This is a genomic window from Streptomyces sp. SirexAA-E (genome assembly GCF_000177195.2).
GTDB lineage: Bacteria > Actinomycetota > Actinomycetes > Streptomycetales > Streptomycetaceae > Streptomyces > Streptomyces flavovirens.
Genome location: NC_015953.1, coordinates 5,923,746 through 5,940,834, shown reverse-complemented (window position 1 = coordinate 5,940,834; position 17,089 = coordinate 5,923,746). Strand labels below are relative to the sequence as shown.

Annotated in this window: 11 protein-coding genes; 2 read left to right on the top strand and 9 right to left on the bottom strand. The window is 69.8% G+C overall.

Annotation, left to right across the window (positions count from 1 at the left end; all coding sequences use genetic code 11):
- Window positions 1-15 precede the first annotated feature (15 nt).
- From SACTE_RS26105 to SACTE_RS26085, 5 genes are all read right to left on the bottom strand, one after another.
- The gene (locus SACTE_RS26105) at window positions 16-2,016 is read right to left on the bottom strand and encodes a PIG-L family deacetylase (RefSeq protein WP_014049017.1); all 2,001 of its coding nucleotides are present in this window, start codon (window positions 2,014-2,016) and stop codon (window positions 16-18) included.
- A 55-nt stretch (window positions 2,017-2,071) separates the two neighbouring features.
- Window positions 2,072-4,945, bottom strand: coding sequence for a stealth conserved region 3 domain-containing protein (locus SACTE_RS26100; RefSeq protein WP_014049016.1), 2,874 nt, complete (start codon window positions 4,943-4,945; stop codon window positions 2,072-2,074).
- Window positions 4,946-4,953: 8 nt separating this feature from the next.
- Window positions 4,954-5,898: a hypothetical protein gene (locus tag SACTE_RS26095; protein ID WP_014049015.1), complete on the bottom strand. Its 945-nt coding sequence runs from the start codon at window positions 5,896-5,898 to the stop codon at window positions 4,954-4,956.
- The gene (locus SACTE_RS26090; RefSeq protein WP_014049014.1) at window positions 5,895-7,577 is read right to left on the bottom strand and encodes a stealth family protein; all 1,683 of its coding nucleotides are present in this window, start codon (window positions 7,575-7,577) and stop codon (window positions 5,895-5,897) included. The genes SACTE_RS26095 and SACTE_RS26090 overlap by 4 nt, the downstream gene beginning before the upstream one ends.
- A gap of 379 nt (window positions 7,578-7,956) precedes the next feature.
- Complete coding sequence (locus SACTE_RS26085) at window positions 7,957-8,835, bottom strand: hypothetical protein (protein ID WP_309251017.1); 879 nt, start codon at window positions 8,833-8,835, stop codon at window positions 7,957-7,959.
- A gap of 697 nt (window positions 8,836-9,532) precedes the next feature.
- On the opposite strand from SACTE_RS26085, the gene SACTE_RS26080 reads away from it, so the two are divergent.
- Window positions 9,533-10,630 (top strand): LCP family protein, encoded by a 1,098-nt coding sequence (locus SACTE_RS26080; protein WP_014049012.1) that lies wholly within the window; start codon window positions 9,533-9,535, stop codon window positions 10,628-10,630.
- Window positions 10,631-10,650: 20 nt separating this feature from the next.
- Window positions 10,651-11,046, top strand: coding sequence for a hypothetical protein (locus SACTE_RS26075; protein WP_014049011.1), 396 nt, complete (start codon window positions 10,651-10,653; stop codon window positions 11,044-11,046).
- 13 nt (window positions 11,047-11,059) lie between these two features.
- Here SACTE_RS26075 and SACTE_RS26070 read toward each other — a convergent pair whose 3' ends face one another.
- From SACTE_RS26070 to SACTE_RS26055, 4 genes are all read right to left on the bottom strand, one after another.
- Window positions 11,060-12,541 carry an amino acid permease gene (locus tag SACTE_RS26070; RefSeq protein WP_014049010.1) on the bottom strand — a complete coding sequence of 494 codons (1,482 nt, stop codon included), beginning with the start codon at window positions 12,539-12,541 and terminating at the stop codon, window positions 11,060-11,062.
- Between the two features lie 229 nt (window positions 12,542-12,770).
- Entirely contained in the window at window positions 12,771-14,687 is a 1,917-nt protein-coding gene (dxs, locus tag SACTE_RS26065) for a 1-deoxy-D-xylulose-5-phosphate synthase (RefSeq protein WP_014049009.1), read from the bottom strand.
- 315 nt (window positions 14,688-15,002) lie between these two features.
- Window positions 15,003-16,280: an ABC transporter permease gene (locus SACTE_RS26060; protein ID WP_014049008.1), complete on the bottom strand. Its 1,278-nt coding sequence runs from the start codon at window positions 16,278-16,280 to the stop codon at window positions 15,003-15,005.
- Window positions 16,277-17,065 (bottom strand): ATP-binding cassette domain-containing protein, encoded by a 789-nt coding sequence (locus SACTE_RS26055; RefSeq protein ID WP_014049007.1) that lies wholly within the window; start codon window positions 17,063-17,065, stop codon window positions 16,277-16,279. Before SACTE_RS26055 ends, SACTE_RS26060 begins: the two co-directional genes overlap by 4 nt.
- Window positions 17,066-17,089: the final 24 nt, after the last annotated feature.

Below are 17,089 nucleotides of genomic sequence, written 5' to 3'. Positions count from 1 at the left end.
CTCGTACCGGCGTGGTCAGACGGTCGTCCAGTCGGCGAAGCCGCTCTCGGCGAACGGCTCTCCCTGCCGCCGGACACGCAGTCGCCCGTCGATACCGACCACCGCTGTGACCACGCGCCCCTGGCAGTCGGCAGCCAGGGACGGCGCTCCCACGGTCAAGAAGCGCGACTCCTCCCAGAGAGGCACCCCGCGCCGCCGGTCGTTGGCCAGGACGGCGACTCCGACCCCGCCGGCGGCGTTGCGTCGGGCCAGCACGATCGCGTCGTGTCCCTCTCCGAGACGGCGCAGTGCCGCCACGGGACCGGTGCCACCGGCACCCCCCAGGCTTTCCGCCTCTGCGGGCCATCCCCCCGGCCCAGGCTGCTGCCGGTGTTCGCGGATCTCTGCCGACTCTTCCTCGCGGTAGAAGAGGGACATCCGTGAACGCCCGGTTTGGAGCGGGGTGATGCCACCAGCGGGCCGCCAGGTGTCCTGCGTGGGGACGAGCAGCCCGCTGTCATGGCTGAAGGGACCGTAGACGGCATCCTGCTTCCAGCGCGAAACGCCTTGGCGGGTCGGGGCGTAGACCTCGATGCGACCGGTGGACGTCAGAACGGCGGACGGTGCGTCCTGCAGCCCGGCGCCGCCGAGGTCCTCCCAGTCGGACCAGCCCTCGTCGGTCTCCCGGCGGGCACTCAGGCCGAAGCCGAAGTTGCGCACGAACACATGGAGACGACCGGCCGGGTCGGTCACCGCGGCCGGTACTCCGACCTCACGGCACCGCTGCCAGTCCCCCGTGTATCCCTGCGGGTTGCCGACGACTTCCCACGGAGAGGCTTCCTCACCTCTCAGCCAGGCGCGGACCACCTCCACCTCCGCGGTGCCCCCCGGGCCCGACGTACGACGCAGGCCTACGAGGTGGACGGAACCTCGGCGGTCGGGCGCCACAGTGAGCGCCGGCAACAGTCCGGCCCCCTGCAGGAAGAGCGGTCCGACCCATTCCGGTCCGCCGGGGACGGACTCGGTCCAGACGGCGACCCGCCCGCCCATGACCGCGTAGGCGGCCAGCCGCCCATCGGGGCGGAGTCGCAGCCAGCCGGTACCAGGTGCATAGCGCGAGGCCGTGCTCCATCCGTAGCGGCGGATGTCCGCTCCGTCGCCGAGCTGGTGGTCACCGCAGTGACGATGGGTGCACGGATGCCCGTCCGCGCCACCGTAGACGTCGATCAGACGCTTCTTCTCGGCATAGGCGGTCTCGGTGAGGTTGCTCGGCCAGAGCTTGTTGGCATAGCCCCGGTAGTGCTCCACCAGAGGCGGCACACCTCCAGCACGTTGATAGCGGTCCACCGCCTCCAGGGCGAACTGCGCGGTGGCCGTGTGGTCCTGGTGATCGCTGGAGGACGGTCCCTTCGCTTTGTCCCAGGCGGTGTGCTGCGGGTCGGGATCCATCGTCCAGACCACCGTGGGCCGGAAGTACCGCATCATCTCGACCAGACAGAGCAGGACACTCTCGCTGCTCAGTTCCTGCACCTGCCGCAGGGGCGAGTCCTCGGCGACGAGGGTCGGTGCGACCGGCGACCGGCCGCTCCACAGAGTCGCCAGCCGCGAGGGGGGAACGTCCGGGGAGAAGCCGTGCGCGGCGTCCACCATCCGCACGCCGAGGAAGTACAGCTGGATGTGAGGTGCGGCGAGAAGCGTGGACCGTTCGGCCAGTACTCCTGCCGAGAACTCGACGACGTCGCGTGACCACGGGCTGTCCCGCTCCCCTGTGGCCATGACCGCGTACGCCGCGCGCAGTCCGTTCTGCCGGGCAGCCATGTAGCCCGAATAGTCCGGCGGAACCGCGCCGCGCGTCTGGTCCCGGGTGTCGATGTTCCGGCCGTCCGCCTCGGCGGCCGTCAGATAGACGCTGGCGATCGGGTGCCCGGCCTCGACGGCGCGCTGGAGGTCCGGATTGACGAAGTACAGGTCGTCGTCCGGGTGGGCGAGGATCTGGACGACCGATGCCTGACGTGGCGGCTGGGCTGGAGAGTTCATGCGGTGGCCTTCTGTGCGTCTCCGGACGGGTCGACGGGAGGTGTCACGGGGTACGTCACATGGGCCACCCCGGGAGGCTGCCGATGCGGGCGCGCTGATTGCGTGGCGAACCCTTCTCGAACTGGCTCGCGACGGGGAAGTAGCTGGGGAGGAAGGCCGTGAGTATCGAGTCCTGTTCCTCCTCCGAAACGTCCCCGTCATGGAAGTCGTTGAGGCAGAAGACGTCGTGCGGACGGGCCGTCAGGATGCGGTTCAGGCGCGGCTTGTGGTCGCTCAGGCCGACGTTGACGAAGCCGCAGGAGATGCTTCCCGGCACACTGCGCAGCGTGTGATAGCCGTAGTAGTGGTGCAGCGACGAGGCGACGGAGACATCGCTGTGGTTGCGTAGCTGGTTGGCGGCCGTCGTCGCCATGGGCCCCTGGTAGTACTCCTCGATCTCCTCCAGCACGCTGCGGCGCAGCGGGTGGGGGGCGTGCAGGAAGGAATGCGCCAGCACCTGGCCGAAGGTGGCTTCGATGAGCGCCCGGTTGTTCTTGGCCGCGCTGATGTTGAACTCGTCGGCGTAGCTCGCCGGAGCCATCGGCACGGCGGTGGGCGACATGAAGTGCTTCGCCTGGCCGTTGCTGTGGAAGAACATGCCGGGCTGGAGGGTCCGGCCGACGAAGACGTCGTCGTTGAAGTAGAGGAAGTGCTCCGCCAGGCCTTCGATGTGGTGCAGTTGGCTCTCGATCGCATGGGAGTTGTAGGTCGGCAGCATCCCGCGCGGTCCGAAGATCTCCCTGTGGTCGACGACCCGGACACGGGGGTGCTCGGTGTCGAGCCAGGACGGCACCTGCTGGTCGGTGACCAGGTAGATGTTCCGGATCCACGGCGCGTACATGTCGATCGAGCGCAGTGAGTAGCGCAGCTCGTCCCGGTCCCGGAACCTGGCCGCGCTCGTGGCCGCGTCCTCGGTCTCCAGACCCAGCCCGGCCAGGGCTGTGTTCTTGCGTTCCAGCCAGTCCAGGTCGGCTCCGTCGACCCACGTGTACACGGCGTCGACGGGGAACGTCACATCGCCGTGCAGGGGACGGGTGAAGGGCGTGATCGAGGGATAGACGCGCGCCCCCAGGGTGAGAGGGGTGCGCGTCATGGCCTGCTTGGGCACCCGGTCACCGATGAGGGTCCGGGTGGGAGAGGTGAGGAATGCCCCGTCCTCCGGGTCGTCGTCCCAGAACGAGATGGTGCAGCCGTAGACGGCGCCGAGCCTGAGTGTGCGGGACCGGGCCACGGCACTCTGGTAGACGCGTACCCCCGAGCCAGGGGTGCCGAGGTAGTTCTCGAGGAGGCCCGCGAGCACCGTGGCGACCGCGTTCTGGTTCTCGTTGAGCACCGAGGCGTACACCGCCCGGTCCCGGTAGGCGCCGGCGAGTGACTTCAAGGTGGCCTCCCAGTAGGAGGCGTGCACGGCGACGGTGTGCCTCACCAGGGAGTCACGCACCACGAAGTAGGGGATGTCCGCGCCCTCCAGCACATCGGCGGCGAGCGCCAGATTGGCCTGGACGATGTCCCAGGGAGATTCCCACTCGATGACCTTGCACAGCTGTCCGCCGTCGCGGACCAGCCCGCGGTCGCCCTTGAGCAGGCGGTCCTCCGACGCGCGCTGGTTGCCGGTACGCACGGTGCTGGCGGGCGCCGGGGAGGCGGCCGGCACGGTGCCGTCTCCCCCGCTGAGCAGGTCGTGCATGGCCTGTCGCTCGGTCTTGGCCGTGTCCCGGCGGCCGGCGTCCCGGTCAGCGACGAGTTCCGCGAAGATGCGTTCCCACCGGCCGGTGACCACCGCCGGAGCGAAACGCCCGACGACCTCCAGAGCGGCCTCGCCCATGCGGTGTCGTAGCGGTGCGTCCTCGATGAGCCGGAGCAGGCAGGCGGTCAGCGCGTCGATGTCGCCGGTGGGCACCAGCATCCCGGAGTGACCGTCGATGATCACCTCACGGGGCCCGTTGGGCGAGTCGTAGGAGACCACCGGTACACCGGCGGCCTGTGCCTCGGCGAGGACGAGCCCGAAGGCTTCGTTGCGTGAGGTCAGCAGGGCGATGCTGGCCTTGGCCCACTCCTCCGCGAGATGCGGTGAGTTGCCGTTGAGCTGGACGCTGTCGTGCAGGCCGAGCGCGTCGATCTGGCGTCGGAGCGCGCCGCTGAGCGGCCCGTCCCCGAAGATCCGCAAGGTCCACGAAGGGTGCCGCCGCGCCACCGTCGCCCAGGCCGTGACGGCGTGGTCGATCTGCTTCTCGCCCACCAGCCGCCCGGCGATGACGACCGTCCGGGTCTCCAGGGTCGACCTCGGGCGGAATCCACCGGGGAGGGCGTTGGGTACGACTTCCAGCCTCGGCGCGGCCGTCCCCAGGGTCTCCGCGAACCATTCCCGGGTCCGCTCGCTCAGCACGCCGAGCGCGTCGAGCTTGGCGGAATAGCGCAGGAGCGGCTCGCCGCTGGTACCGCGTAGTTCGGACACCCGGTGCTCCTGATGCACCGTGACCACCCATGAGGGTGCCAGGTGAACCGCGAGGGCCATGAGCGCGGGCGTGGTGGTGATCAGTACGTCGGTGTCCGTGTCCTGCAACGCCAGTTCGAGTTCCAGGTCCGAGACCCGGTTGAACGCGGCCTCCCAGGCGCGGTCCACGATGCGACTGGGCTGCGCGGACAGTGCCGCCCAGGCCGCGTCGTCCACCGTCGTGTCGCGCAGGGGGCGCTGAACAGGTCCCGTGAGGTCGACGAGATAGTCGACGCGCACTCGTTCGTCGGGCGAGAAGAACTGGGCCGCCTTGGACTTGAAAACGCTCAGCACGCGCACGTCGTGGCCTGCCGCGAGTTCCGACGCCTGGTTGAAGACGGCGCGTTCGGTTCCTCCCACGGCATCGGCGGTAGTCAGCAGGAAAGTGATCTTCATCTGGTCTTTCAGCCGATTTCTGGCATCGGGGTGCAGGTGATGCGGAGGTTGCCCGCAGGCGTGTAGCGGGGCTGGACGAGCAGGGGGCGCTGCCCCCGCGGGGCGATCGCCGTCGCACGCATCGCGAAGACCCGGAGGGGGTTACGGACGTCGTGCAGACGACGTCCCAGCCGGAAGGTGCGGCCGGACGCCCCGGTCACCGCGACGTCCCAGTGTTCGGGCCGGCTCCGGCGCGGGGCCATGCCCTCCAGCGGGACCTCGACCCTGGCGGTCCCGTCGGCCAGCACGGTGACGGGCTGTCGCAGTCGGCGTCCCGAGGCGATGAACTCCGCCTCGGGCTCGTCGATCCGGATACCGAGAAGCCGGAAGTCGACGGAGATCCCCGCATGGGTGATGTGCACCTTGACGACTTCGGCGCCCGGCTTGGCGACTGCGGTGACCACACGCATGTTCCCGGTGACGGACCGGCCGATCCGGTGGCGTCGGCCGGTCACGCCGGATGCCGTCATCGGCTTGGTCGGGCCCTCGTACGGAGTGGGCAGTTCCACCAGCAGCAACGGTATGCGGCGTGTCCGGCTCCCTGTGCGCAGCCGCAGTCTGACCTGCCAGCGGCCGGGGTCCACCGGGGCGCCACCCACCTCGGCCCCGAGCAGTACGGCCGCGTCCATGAGCAGGGTGCCGTCGCCGCCCTCGTAGACACGGGCAGGACTTTCGTGGTGCCGTCGGCCGCGTGTGAGGACGAGTTCCGCGTGGTCCGGCAGCCGGACCGACCGTGGCAGCTCGGCGTGGAGGTTGACCGTCTGACCGTCGAGCACGGCTGCGTACTTCAGCCGTGCCGTGTGCCTGGAACGGCGCGGCAGGAAGACGCGCAGGATGAGCCACGAGCGCAAGGCGGCGGCACGGGCCTCCAGTCGGCCCCGAGCCGCGCGGAGGTGGGATCGTCGAGGTATCACTGGTGTGTCCGTCCCAGCTCGGCGGTACGCCTGGTCGGCAGTCCTTCGGCCCCGGGCAGCTCGTACGGGCTCGGCACGGGGAAGTAGCTTTCGAGGAAACGTTTCACCATGAGCTCCTGGGCGGCGGGGTCCGCCGGAACCACCGTGTCGTTGATGCAGAACGTGTCGAAGTCCCGCCTGGCGACGAGCCGGTCCAGCCGGCGCTGCGCCAGGGCGTCACCGATGTCGATGTAGACGTACCGCAGACTGCCCAGCGTGGCGCGCGCCAGGTGGTAGGCGAAGTAGTGGTGGAGCGACGACGCGATGGGGATGTCGTTCGGCGAGCGAAACGTCGAATGCTGCGTCACCCAGTGGGCGCGGGAGTACGTCTGCTCGATCTCGTCCAGCACGGAACGGCGCAGAGCGTGCGGCGTGTGCTTCATCTTCTGCGAGATGACCGTGCCGAACTGCTGGGCGATGAGCCCGCGGCTGTTCTTCCCGGCGGCGTCCACCGGGAGGTCCTCGGGCGTCGTGGTGCCCGGGGGGATGAGCGCCTTCGACATGAAGAACTTGGTCAGGCCGTTGGGATGGAAGAAGAGGTCCGGCTGCACCGGACGGCCGAAGAACACGTCGTCATTGAGGTAGAGGAAGTGCTCGGAGAGATCCGGGATGTGGTGCAGCTGGCTCTCGATGGCGTGCGAGTTGAAAGTCGGCAGGGCCGACGGAGCGGAGAATATCTCCTCGTGGTCCACCACTCTGATCCCGGGATGTTCGGTGTTCAGCCAGCCCGGTGTCTGCCCCGCGGTGACGAGGAAGATGTTGCGGACCCAAGGCGCGTACTGGTGGATCGACCGGAGGGAGTACCGGAGTTCGTCACGGCTCGTGTACCGGGCGGCGTTGTCGGCCTGCTCGTGCAGGCGCACCTCGGTGTCCGGCCGCAGGCCACGCCGGACCGCCTCCTTGCCCGCGCGCCAGACCGGATCGTCGGCGTCGACCCAGGTGTACACGACGTCTATGGGGTAGGCGTGGTCCTCCGGCAGCCGAACGGTGAAGTCGGGAAGCGTACGGGCATACCCCGTGTGGTACTGACTCGGAACCGGGCTGAAGAGTTTCTGCTCAGCCATCCGGCCTTCCGCGGCGACGGATACCCGCGCCAGCACGGAGTTGGGCCTGGGGGCGATCAGCGCGCCTTCTTCCTCGGACCAGAATTCCAGATCGCAGCCGGATTCCGGGCCGAAGATCAAATGCCCGGTCGGATCACAGACGTTCCAGGAAAGGCGTATCACCGCGCTGGAGCGGAGCCGCCGCCACGTCTGCGCCGACGAACCGGCCCTCAGCTGTCCACCCGCCCCCTCGGCCGCGTAGCCGGGATTGCGTCCGAAGGCGAGCTGGAGGATTTCCTCGACGTCGTCGCGCAGCCGCGCGGACACGGCGACGCACGGAATGCTCTTCCCGGTCCCCCGCACGGCGAAGTACGCGATCTCGGCCTCTTCCAGGATCTCGACAAGCATGTGGAAGTTCCTGGCCCGCGCGGCCCACTCGGTGGCTCCGCGCACCACCGCCGCGCGGACGTGCCTGCCCTGGACCCGGACCACCCGGAGGGAAGCCTCGGCGCTGTGCCTGGCGGGCTTCCGGCGACCGCCCAGCGCCCGTACGACGACGGCCGAACGGGCGGAGTCGAAGCTCGCGAGCGCGTGCATGACCAGGTTGCGGAGTGGGGCGGGAACGCGTCGTACGAGTCGACGACGGGCTCGAACCGGAACCAAAGACCGATATGTCGACACAAGCGCACTGGTCTCAGGATTGCTGCCGCTCACAGAAGTTCGCCCCACCCATACACAGGGGCCGCAGCCCCGTCTCACTCTTCGGTCCCACCGAAAGCCTCATCGCGCGGGACCTGTCGCTGGAGGCAGACGGGCCGCCACAGGATCTTCACATCTTGGTCGACTTTTGTCCATCCGTGAACAAGTTATATGCGCGTTCGTTACGCCTCTGACCCCCTATGCGAAACCCCCATCACCCCAGGCAGCGCGGACCACATCAAGGGGTGGACCCATCGACCCAGGGAGCGACAGCGCGTCAGACCCTCACCGAGGGCGCCATAGCCAAACCGGCTTCGTCCGTCTGCCGGGCGATGCGCAGCGCTCCGTCGTCGCCGGTCACCGCCAACACGACCCGGCCTTCGGCGTCGCACGCCAACGCCGGCGACCCGCCGGCCTTCTCCCCGGTCGGTGACCACCAAAGGCCCCCGCCTTCGTTCTCCGTCCCACAGGCGGCGATCATGATCCGGCCGTCCAGGCCCCGGTGGGCGAGCACCGTGCAGTCGTAGCCGTCCAGCCACGTCCGGAGAGCCGCGACGCGCCCGTCGACCTGCCCGCCTCCCAACGGAATCACCCAGCTGCCGGGCCGGTGCGCGACAAGAGCGCCCGTCCCGGCGTCCGCCCAGTAGTACGTCACACGGTCCGGCGCGGTCTCCAGCCCCATGGCACTTCCGGGACGCACGGCGATCTGCAGGTCGGGGCACCGGTCCATGGCACCGTCGGGCTCAGCCTGCCGCCAACGCAGGACGGAGCCCGTACCGGGCACGAAGAGTTCGATGCGCCCGGAAGCGAGGGAGGAAGCGACCAACCCTTCCTGCGCACCACTCCCCTGGAGATCACGCCACGGCTCCCACGCACCGTTGGCACCCTCGCGGCGCATCGACACCCCTCCGCCGGCGTTCGCCACGAAGGCGTGGACGCGACCCGATCCGCTCACCGCGACCACCGGGGCGCCCATGCGCCCGGCGCTGTCGGCGTCGTTGTGCGGATTGCCCACGACCTTCCATTCCGTGACCGGACGGCCCGTCTGGAATTGAGTGGCCTGGACCACGGCAGCGGCACCGCCCTCACGGGAGACACGACGCCCGAGGAGGCGGACGAATCCGTCCACGCCCTGCGCCACCGACAGATGCGACAACGCCGGAGCGGAAAAGGAGTCAGGTCCGGTCCACTCCCGCCCGGCAGGGCGGACCTGCGTCCAACGCCGCAGCCCCCCGTCGACACGCGTGAACGCGGTCAGCCGACCGTCCTTACCCATGGAGAGCCACGGCCCTTCCACGACCACGGCGCGGGGCGTCGAAGCGGCCGCCTTCTTCTCCGTGTCGGCCGTGTCGCCTGGGCGGCTCACCCGCGCCGCACGCCCGGACCTCACTCGCATGCCCACGCCCTTCTCGTCACATCTCGTCCGGTTCCCAGGGGCACCCCCGAGCTCCGGCTCACAGGGGCCGTGGTGCGACGGAGCCCGTCGGGAACGGTGTCCCCCGAGGCCCTTGTCGAACAGACCTGCGCATCAGAATTTTGTCACATGCTTCACCTGGCCCACACATCTCCATGACGCGCCGCCCCCGGAGACCGGCTCGCCGCCACCGTGCGGCGATCGCGGGGGGCCTCGGCGCGACCGGTCCGCCTCGTCCCGGCGGGGCACGGAGGCCGCGACGACGCGTCCACGCGGCCGTGGCACGGCCTCCGGTCGCACGGCCGTCGGGCACCGCTTGCGGTCACCTGTTCTATAGTGCTCGGTCAGTCATGCATTCACGGACCGGTCACACCCCCCACCCGAGTCCCACGCACTTCACCGCCCATGCCGGGCCATGAGATTTGAGGACTCGAGCAGGATGAGCCACGACGCCATGACGCCGGATTCACACGACGGCCCGGACGGCCCCCGCTCGCGGCGCGCGGCCAAGCCACGCAAGCGCCGTCGCGGCCTGAAGATCACGCTCGGTGTGCTGGTCGTCCTCCTGCTCGCCGGCGGCGGCACCGCCTACTGGCTGTACAGCAGTCTGGACGGCAACATCAAGGGCGTCGACATCGACAAGGCCCTCGGCCAGGACCGCCCCGAGAAGCTGCCCACCGCCGGACAGAACCTGCTCGTCCTCGGCTCCGACTCGCGCGCCGGGGCGGAGAACAAGGAGCTGGGCGGTGGCGGTGACGTCAGCGGGGCCCGGTCGGACACCGCTCTGGTGGTGCACATCCCCGAGGGCCGGCGGGAAGCCGTCGCGGTCTCCATCCCGCGCGACACGCTGGTGACCCGGCCGGAGTGTGTCAAGGAGGACGGTTCGACGTCGCCGTCCGCCGAGCGGGTCATGTTCAACTCGGTGTACTCGCAGGTCGGTCCGGCCTGCGTGGTGAAGACCGTGGAGAAGATGTCCGGCGTCCGCATCGACCACTACATGGAGATCAACTTCGCCGGCTTCAAGGATCTCGTGGACGCGATAGGCGGTGTCTCCGTCGACGTCGAGGAGCCGATCCACGACAAGTCCTCCGGGCTCGATCTGACCGCCGGCACCCACAAACTGGACGGCACCCAGTCGCTCGCCTACGTCCGGACCCGGCACGGCGTCGGGGACGGCAGCGACCTCGGGCGGATCGGTCTTCAGCAGCAGTTCCTCCTGGCCCTGCTGACGGAAATCAAGTCGCAGGACCTGCTGGGCAGCCCGACGACCACGTACAAGGTCGCCGACTCGGCCACCAAGGCGCTCACCACGGACGAGGGACTCGCGTCGCTGACCTCGCTCAGCGAGTTCGCCCGCTCGATGAACGGCGTGGACCCGTCCACCATGGAGACGATCATGCTCCCGGTGGCGTACGACAAGACCGACCCGAACCGTGTGGTGGCCGCGCAGCCGCAGGCCGACGACCTCTGGAAGGCGATCCGTGAGGACGCCTCGATCCCGGAGTCCGCGAAGAAGTCCCCGGCCACCGGGGGCTGAGCCTGTGTCACCCTTCGGGGGTGACGAACGAACGGGCCCTGGTCGTGGTCGACGCGGCGAACGTGGTCGGGTCGGTGCCGGACGGCTGGTGGCGCGACAGACGCGGTGCCGCCGAGCGGCTGCGGGACTCGCTGGTCCCGTACGCCGCGGCCGGGCTCCCCGGCCTCCCCGGGCCGCTCGATGTGGTGCTGGTCGTGGAGGGCGCCGCCCGGGGCGTGGACTGCGTACCGGGTGTACGCGTGGAGAGCGCCCCGGACGAGGGCGACGACCGGATCGTCGGCCTGGTCGCCGACTGGGCCTCCGGTGCGCCGGACCGTACGTGCCTGGTGGTCACGGCCGACCGGGAACTGCGCCGACGGGTCGAGGCGTACGGGGCCCGGTGCGCGGGCCCGCGCACGGTACGGCCCGGGGCCTGAGCGGGGCGCCCCCTCAGCGGCGGGCGGCCGCCTTGGCCAGACCGCTGTTCCGGCGGCCGTGGACGGCGTAGATGATCACCCCGATCACCATCCAGATCCCGAACCGCAGCCATGTCTCCGCGGGCAGGTTCAGCATGAGCCAGACCGACGCGGCCACCGAGACGACCGGCAGCAGCGGCACCCACGGGGTACGGAAGGCCCGGGGCAGGTCGGGTCGGGTGCGGCGCAGGACGATGACGCCCAGGGCGACGACGACGAACGCGAAGAGCGTGCCGATGTTCACCAGCGTCGCCAGTTCGTTGATGCTGGTGACGCCCGCGACGACCGCGATGATCACGCCGAGCAGGATCGTCGGACGGTACGGGGTGCCGAAGCGCGGGTGGGTCTTGGAGAAGAAGCGCGGGAGCAGCCCGTCGCGGCTCATCGCGAAGAAGACCCGGGTCTGGCCGAGCAGCAGGATCAGGCAGACGGTGGTGAGCCCGACTGCGGCGCCGAAGCTGATGACCCCCGCGTAGAAGGGGTGTCCGAGTGCCTTGAAGGCGTCGGCGAGCGGGGCGCTGACGGAGAGTTCGGTGTAGTGCTGCATCCCGGTGACCACGAGGGACACCGCGACGTAGAGCACCGTGCAGATGAGGAGCGAGGCGAGGATGCCGCGCGGCATGTCGCGCTGCGGGACCTTCGTCTCCTCGGCCGCGGTGGCCACGACGTCGAAGCCGATGAAGGCGAAGAAGACGATGGAGGCCGCGGTGAAGACACCCAGGAGGCCGAAGTTGGTGGGGGCGTAGCCGAACACCAGCTGGACCAGCGGCGCGTCCCAGCCGGAGCCGGAGGGCTGGGGTTCGGCGTCGGGGACGAAAGGCGTGTAGTTGGCCGACTTGACGAAGAACAGGCCGGCGACGATCACGATCCCCACGACGGCCAGTTTGACGGCGACGACGACGGTGGTGACCCGGGCGGAGAGCTTCATGCCGAGCACCAGGATGACCGTCAGGACGAGCACCAGCACGAACGCCAGGATGTCGAAGCCGAAGCCGTCGGCGACGTCGGGCCCGGAGAGCACCTCGGGCATCGACCAGCCGATGTTGTCCAGGAGCGAGCGGACGTAGCCGGACCAGCCGACCGCCACGACCGCCGTGCCCAGGGCGAATTCGAGCACGAGGTCCCAGCCGATGATCCATGCGACGAGTTCACCGAGCGAGGCGTAGGAGAACGTGTACGCGGACCCGGCCACCGGCACCGTCGAGGCGAACTCGGCGTAGCACAGGGCGGCCAGCGCGCAGACGATGCCGGCGACGACGAAGGCGAGTGCCGTGGCGGGCCCGGCCGTCTCCTTGGCGACCTTGCCGGTGAGGACGAAGATGCCGGTCCCGATGATCACTCCGACCCCGAACACCGTGAGGTCGAGCGCGGAGAGGGACTTCTTCAGGGCGTGCTCGGGTTCCTCCGTATCCCTGATCGACTGCTCGACCGATTTCGTCCGGAACAGTGTGCTCATCGGTCAGCCTCCGTGATGTCCGTCGCCGCTTCCTCGCGTTGTCCGCACCACGGTCATGATCGAGAGGGCGCGCGGCCGACGGGCGGCAGGAGAGGGCGATTCACCCGATGGGCCCCGGGAGAGGGAAATCCGCTCGGCCGAACGGGCGTACGGCAGCCGGTGCGGAGCCCGGACACGGCCGCGCCCCCTCCGCCCGGACGGGCGAGGGGGCGCGGCCGTGGAGCGTCGGTCAGTCGCGGACCGGGGCCACGGCGGGGCGGCTCTCGTACCGGCCGTCGAGCTTGGCGACCAGACCGGTCACCTGGCGGGCGATGTCCGGCGCCGTCAGCCCGATCTCGGCCATGACCTCCTTGCGGGAGGCGTGGTCCAGGAAGACCGGCGGGATGCCGAAGTCGCGCAGCGGTACGTCGACGCCCGCGTCGCGCAGCGCCTGGGCGACGGCGGATCCGACACCGCCGGCCCTGCTGTTGTCCTCGACGGTGACGACGACCCGGTGCTGGGCGGCGAGCGGGGCGAGCGCCTCGTCGACGGGCTTGACCCAGCGCGGGTCGACCACGGTGGTGGAGATGCCCTGGGCATCGAGCAGTCCGGCGATCTCCAGGCACATCGGGGCGAGCGCACCGACGGAGACGAGCAGGACGTCCGGGGCGTCCGTGCCCGCCGTACGCAGCACGTCCATGCCTCCGACCGTGCCGACGGCCTTGACCGCGGGGCCGACCGCGCCCTTGGAGAAGCGGACCACGGTCGGGGCGTCGTCGACGTCGACGGCCTCGCGCAGCTGGGCACGGACCTGGTCGGCGTCGCGCGGGGCCGCGATCCTGAGGCCGGGCACGCACTGGAGGATCGACATGTCCCACATGCCGTTGTGCGAGGCACCGTCCGTGCCGGTGACCCCGGCACGGTCCAGGACGAAGGTCACGCCGCACCTGTGCAGCGCGACGTCCATGAGGACCTGGTCGAAGGCGCGGTTGAGGAAGGTCGCGTAGACCGCGAAGACGGGGTGCAGCCCGCCGGTGGCCAGGCCCGCCGCGGAGACCGCGCCGTGCTGCTCGGCGATGCCCACGTCGTAGATGCGGTCCGGGAAGGCCTCCTCGAACTTGCCGAGCCCGACGGGCTGGAGCATGGCCGCCGTGATGGCGACGATGTCCTCGCGGTCGTGGCCGAGCTTGACCATCTCCTCGCCGAAGACGGACGTCCAGTCCAGGCCGGAGGTGGAGATGGGCAGTCCGGTGTCCGGGTGGATCTTGCCGACCGCGTGGAAGCGGTCCGCCTCGTCCTGGAGGGCGGGGGTGTAGCCGCGGCCCTTCTCGGTGATGCAGTGCACGATGACCGGGCCGCCGAAGCGCTTGGCCCGCTGGAGCGCGGACTCCAGGGCCTCGATGTCGTGGCCGTCGATCGGGCCGACGTACTTCAGGCCGAGGTCCTCGAACATGCCCTGCGGGGCGATGAAGTCCTTGAGGCCCTTCTTCGCGCCGTGCAGGGTCTCGTAGAGCGGCCTGCCGACGACCGGCGTGCGCTCCAGGATGTCCTTGCCGCGGGCCAGGAAGCGCTCGTACCCGTCCGTCGTGCGGAGGGTGGCGAGGTGGTTGGCCAGGCCGCCGATGGTCGGGGCGTAGGAGCGCTCGTTGTCGTTGACGACGATCACGAGGGGGCGGTCCTTGGCGGCGGCGATGTTGTTCAGCGCCTCCCAGGCCATGCCGCCGGTGAGCGCGCCGTCACCGATGACGGCGACGACGTGGTCGTCCTTCTTGCGTACCTCGTTGGCCTTGGCGAGGCCGTCGGCCCAGCCGAGCACCGTGGAGGCGTGCGAGTTCTCGATGACGTCGTGCTCGGACTCGGCGCGGGAGGGGTATCCGGAGAGTCCGCCCTTGCTCTTGAGCTTCGAGAAGTCCTGGCGGCCGGTGAGCAGCTTGTGCACATAGCTCTGGTGGCCGGTGTCGAAGAGCACCTTGTCCCGCGGGGACTCGAACACCCGGTGCAGGGCGATGGTCAGCTCGACCACGCCCAGGTTGGGGCCGAGGTGGCCGCCGGTCTTGGAGACCGCGTCGACGAGGAAGGTACGGATCTCCTCGGCGAGCTGGTCCAGCTGCTCGAGGCTGAGCCGGTCCAGGTCACGCGGTCCCCCGATGCGGGTCAGCAGGTCCACCCGTGCCTCCTTGCGTTTGAGCTGATCGAGCTTGCCGATCCGATGAGTCTAATGTTCCCCGGGCGGCCGCGGGCATCGGGCGGGGGTTGTGCCGTCCCCCGGGGGCCCGCCGCGGCCGGCGGCGCGCGTCCTGTGCCAGGTCGCGCCGGTGGCCCCGCCCCGGAACGCGTGTCCGGTCTCACCCGGGGTGTCGCCGGGGGCGGACACACGGCGGTGCCCGGCGCCCGTCCAGGGCGCCGGGCACCGGTGTGCCGGCCGGGGGTCCCGTACGCGGGCCCGGCGGGGCCCGGAGGCCGGGCCGGGCCGCGTAAGGGGCTACGCGCGGCCCGCGGTCTTCTGCGTCTTGCGGCTGACGGAGTCGATGACGACCGTGGCGAGGAGCACGGCGCCGGTCACCATGTACTGGATCGGCGTGGCGATGCCCTCCAGGGCGAGGCCGTACTGGATCGACACGATCACCATGACGCCGAGCAGGGCGTTCCAGGTGCGGCCCCGGCCGCCGAAGAGGCTGGTGCCGCCGATGACGGCCGCGGCGATGACGTTCATCAGGAGGTCACCGGTGCCGGATCCCTGGTTGACTGCGGCGATCTTGGAGGCCCAGAACAGACCGCCGATGGCCGCGAAGGTACCGGCGATGGCGAACACCGAGACACGGATCGCCGTGACGTTGATACCGGCGCGGCGGGACGCCTCGACGCTGCCGCCGAGCGCGAAGATCTTCCGCCCGTACGCGGTGCGGCGCAGGAGGAAGTCCGTACCGACGAGGACGACGAGGAAGAGGACCAGGGCCAGCGGGAGGCCCCGGTGCTGGTTGAACATGAAGGCGGCGGCGAAGGCGAACACCGCGAGCACGACGGTGCGCACCACGATGTCCGTCAGCGGTCGTGCGGGGATGCCCGCGGCCTCGCGGCGGCGGCTGTCCAGGAAGGCGGACAGGAAGAACGCGATCACGGCGAAGGCGGCGAGGCCGTAGGCGGCCGCGACGTCCGTGAAGTAGTACGTGGTCAGATTGCCGACGACCCCGTCGCTGTCCAGGTTGATCGTGCCGGTGTCGCCGAGGAGCTGGAGCATGAAGCCCAGCCAGAACAGCAGGCCGGCCAGGGTGACGGCGAACGCGGGGGCGCCGATCCGGGCGAAGAAGAAGCCGTGGACCGCGCCGATGACGGCACCGCTGACGATCGCGACGAGGATGGCGAGCCACTCGTTCATGCCGTGCGACACGCTGAGCACGGCGACGACCGCGCCGGAGACGCCGCTGACCGAACCGACCGAGAGGTCGATCTCGCCGAGCAGCAGCACGAAGATGACGCCGACGGCCATCATGCCGGTGGCCACCATGGCCACGGCGATGTCGCTGATGTTCTTCGCGGAGAGGAACTCGGAGTTCAGGCTCTGGAAGACCACGCAGATGATGAGCAGGCCGATGATCACGGGGATCGAGCCGAGGTCACCACCGCGCATCTTGCGCTTGAACTCGGTGAGGTATCCGCCCAGGCCCTGCTCGCGTACGAGCAGACGGGGGTCGACCACGGTTTCCGCGCCCTTGGCGGCCTCCGGGTTGACCACGGGGGTGGAGGTCTTGTCGGTCGTCACTTCTGGGCCTCCGCGTTGCGCGCCGCACGACGGGTCACGGCGTTTTCCGTGGCGCCCGTGATGGCGGAGATGATCTCTTCCTGCGAGGTGCTCTTCACGTCGAAGATCCCGTTGTTCCGGCCCAGCCGGAGCACGGCGACCTTGTCGGCGACGGCCTTCACGTCGGCCATGTTGTGGCTGATGAGGATGACCGCGTGGCCGCGCTCGCGCAGCCGCTCCACGAGGTCGAGGACCTGGGCGGTCTGCTCGACGCCGAGGGCGGCGGTGGGCTCGTCGAGGATGACGAGCTTGGGCTCGCCGAGCATCGAACGCGCGATGGCGACGGTCTGGCGCTGACCGCCGGAGAGCGAGGCGATCGGGATGCGGACGCTCGGGATACGGATCGACAGCGTGCTCAGGAGCTCGCGGGAGCGGCGCTCCATCTCGATCTCGTCGAGGACCCCGAACCGGCGGATCTCCCGGCCGAGGTAGAGGTTGCCGACGACATCGATGTTGTCGCACAGCGCGAGGTCCTGGTAGACGGTCGCGATGCCCAGGTTCTGGGCGTCGTGCGGCTTGTTGACCTGGACCGGCCGGCCTTCCCACTCGATGACTCCGTCATCGATGGGGTGGACGCCGGCGATCGTCTTGACCAGCGTCGATTTGCCGGCGCCGTTGTCGCCTACGAGGGCGACGACTTCGCCGGAGTGGACCTCAAGCTCGACATCGGTGAGCGCCTGGACGGCACCGAATCGCTTGGAGACCCCTCGCAACGCCAACACGGGCGTAGCGGACACGTGAACCATCTCCTTCGCCGCCTGACCCGGCGG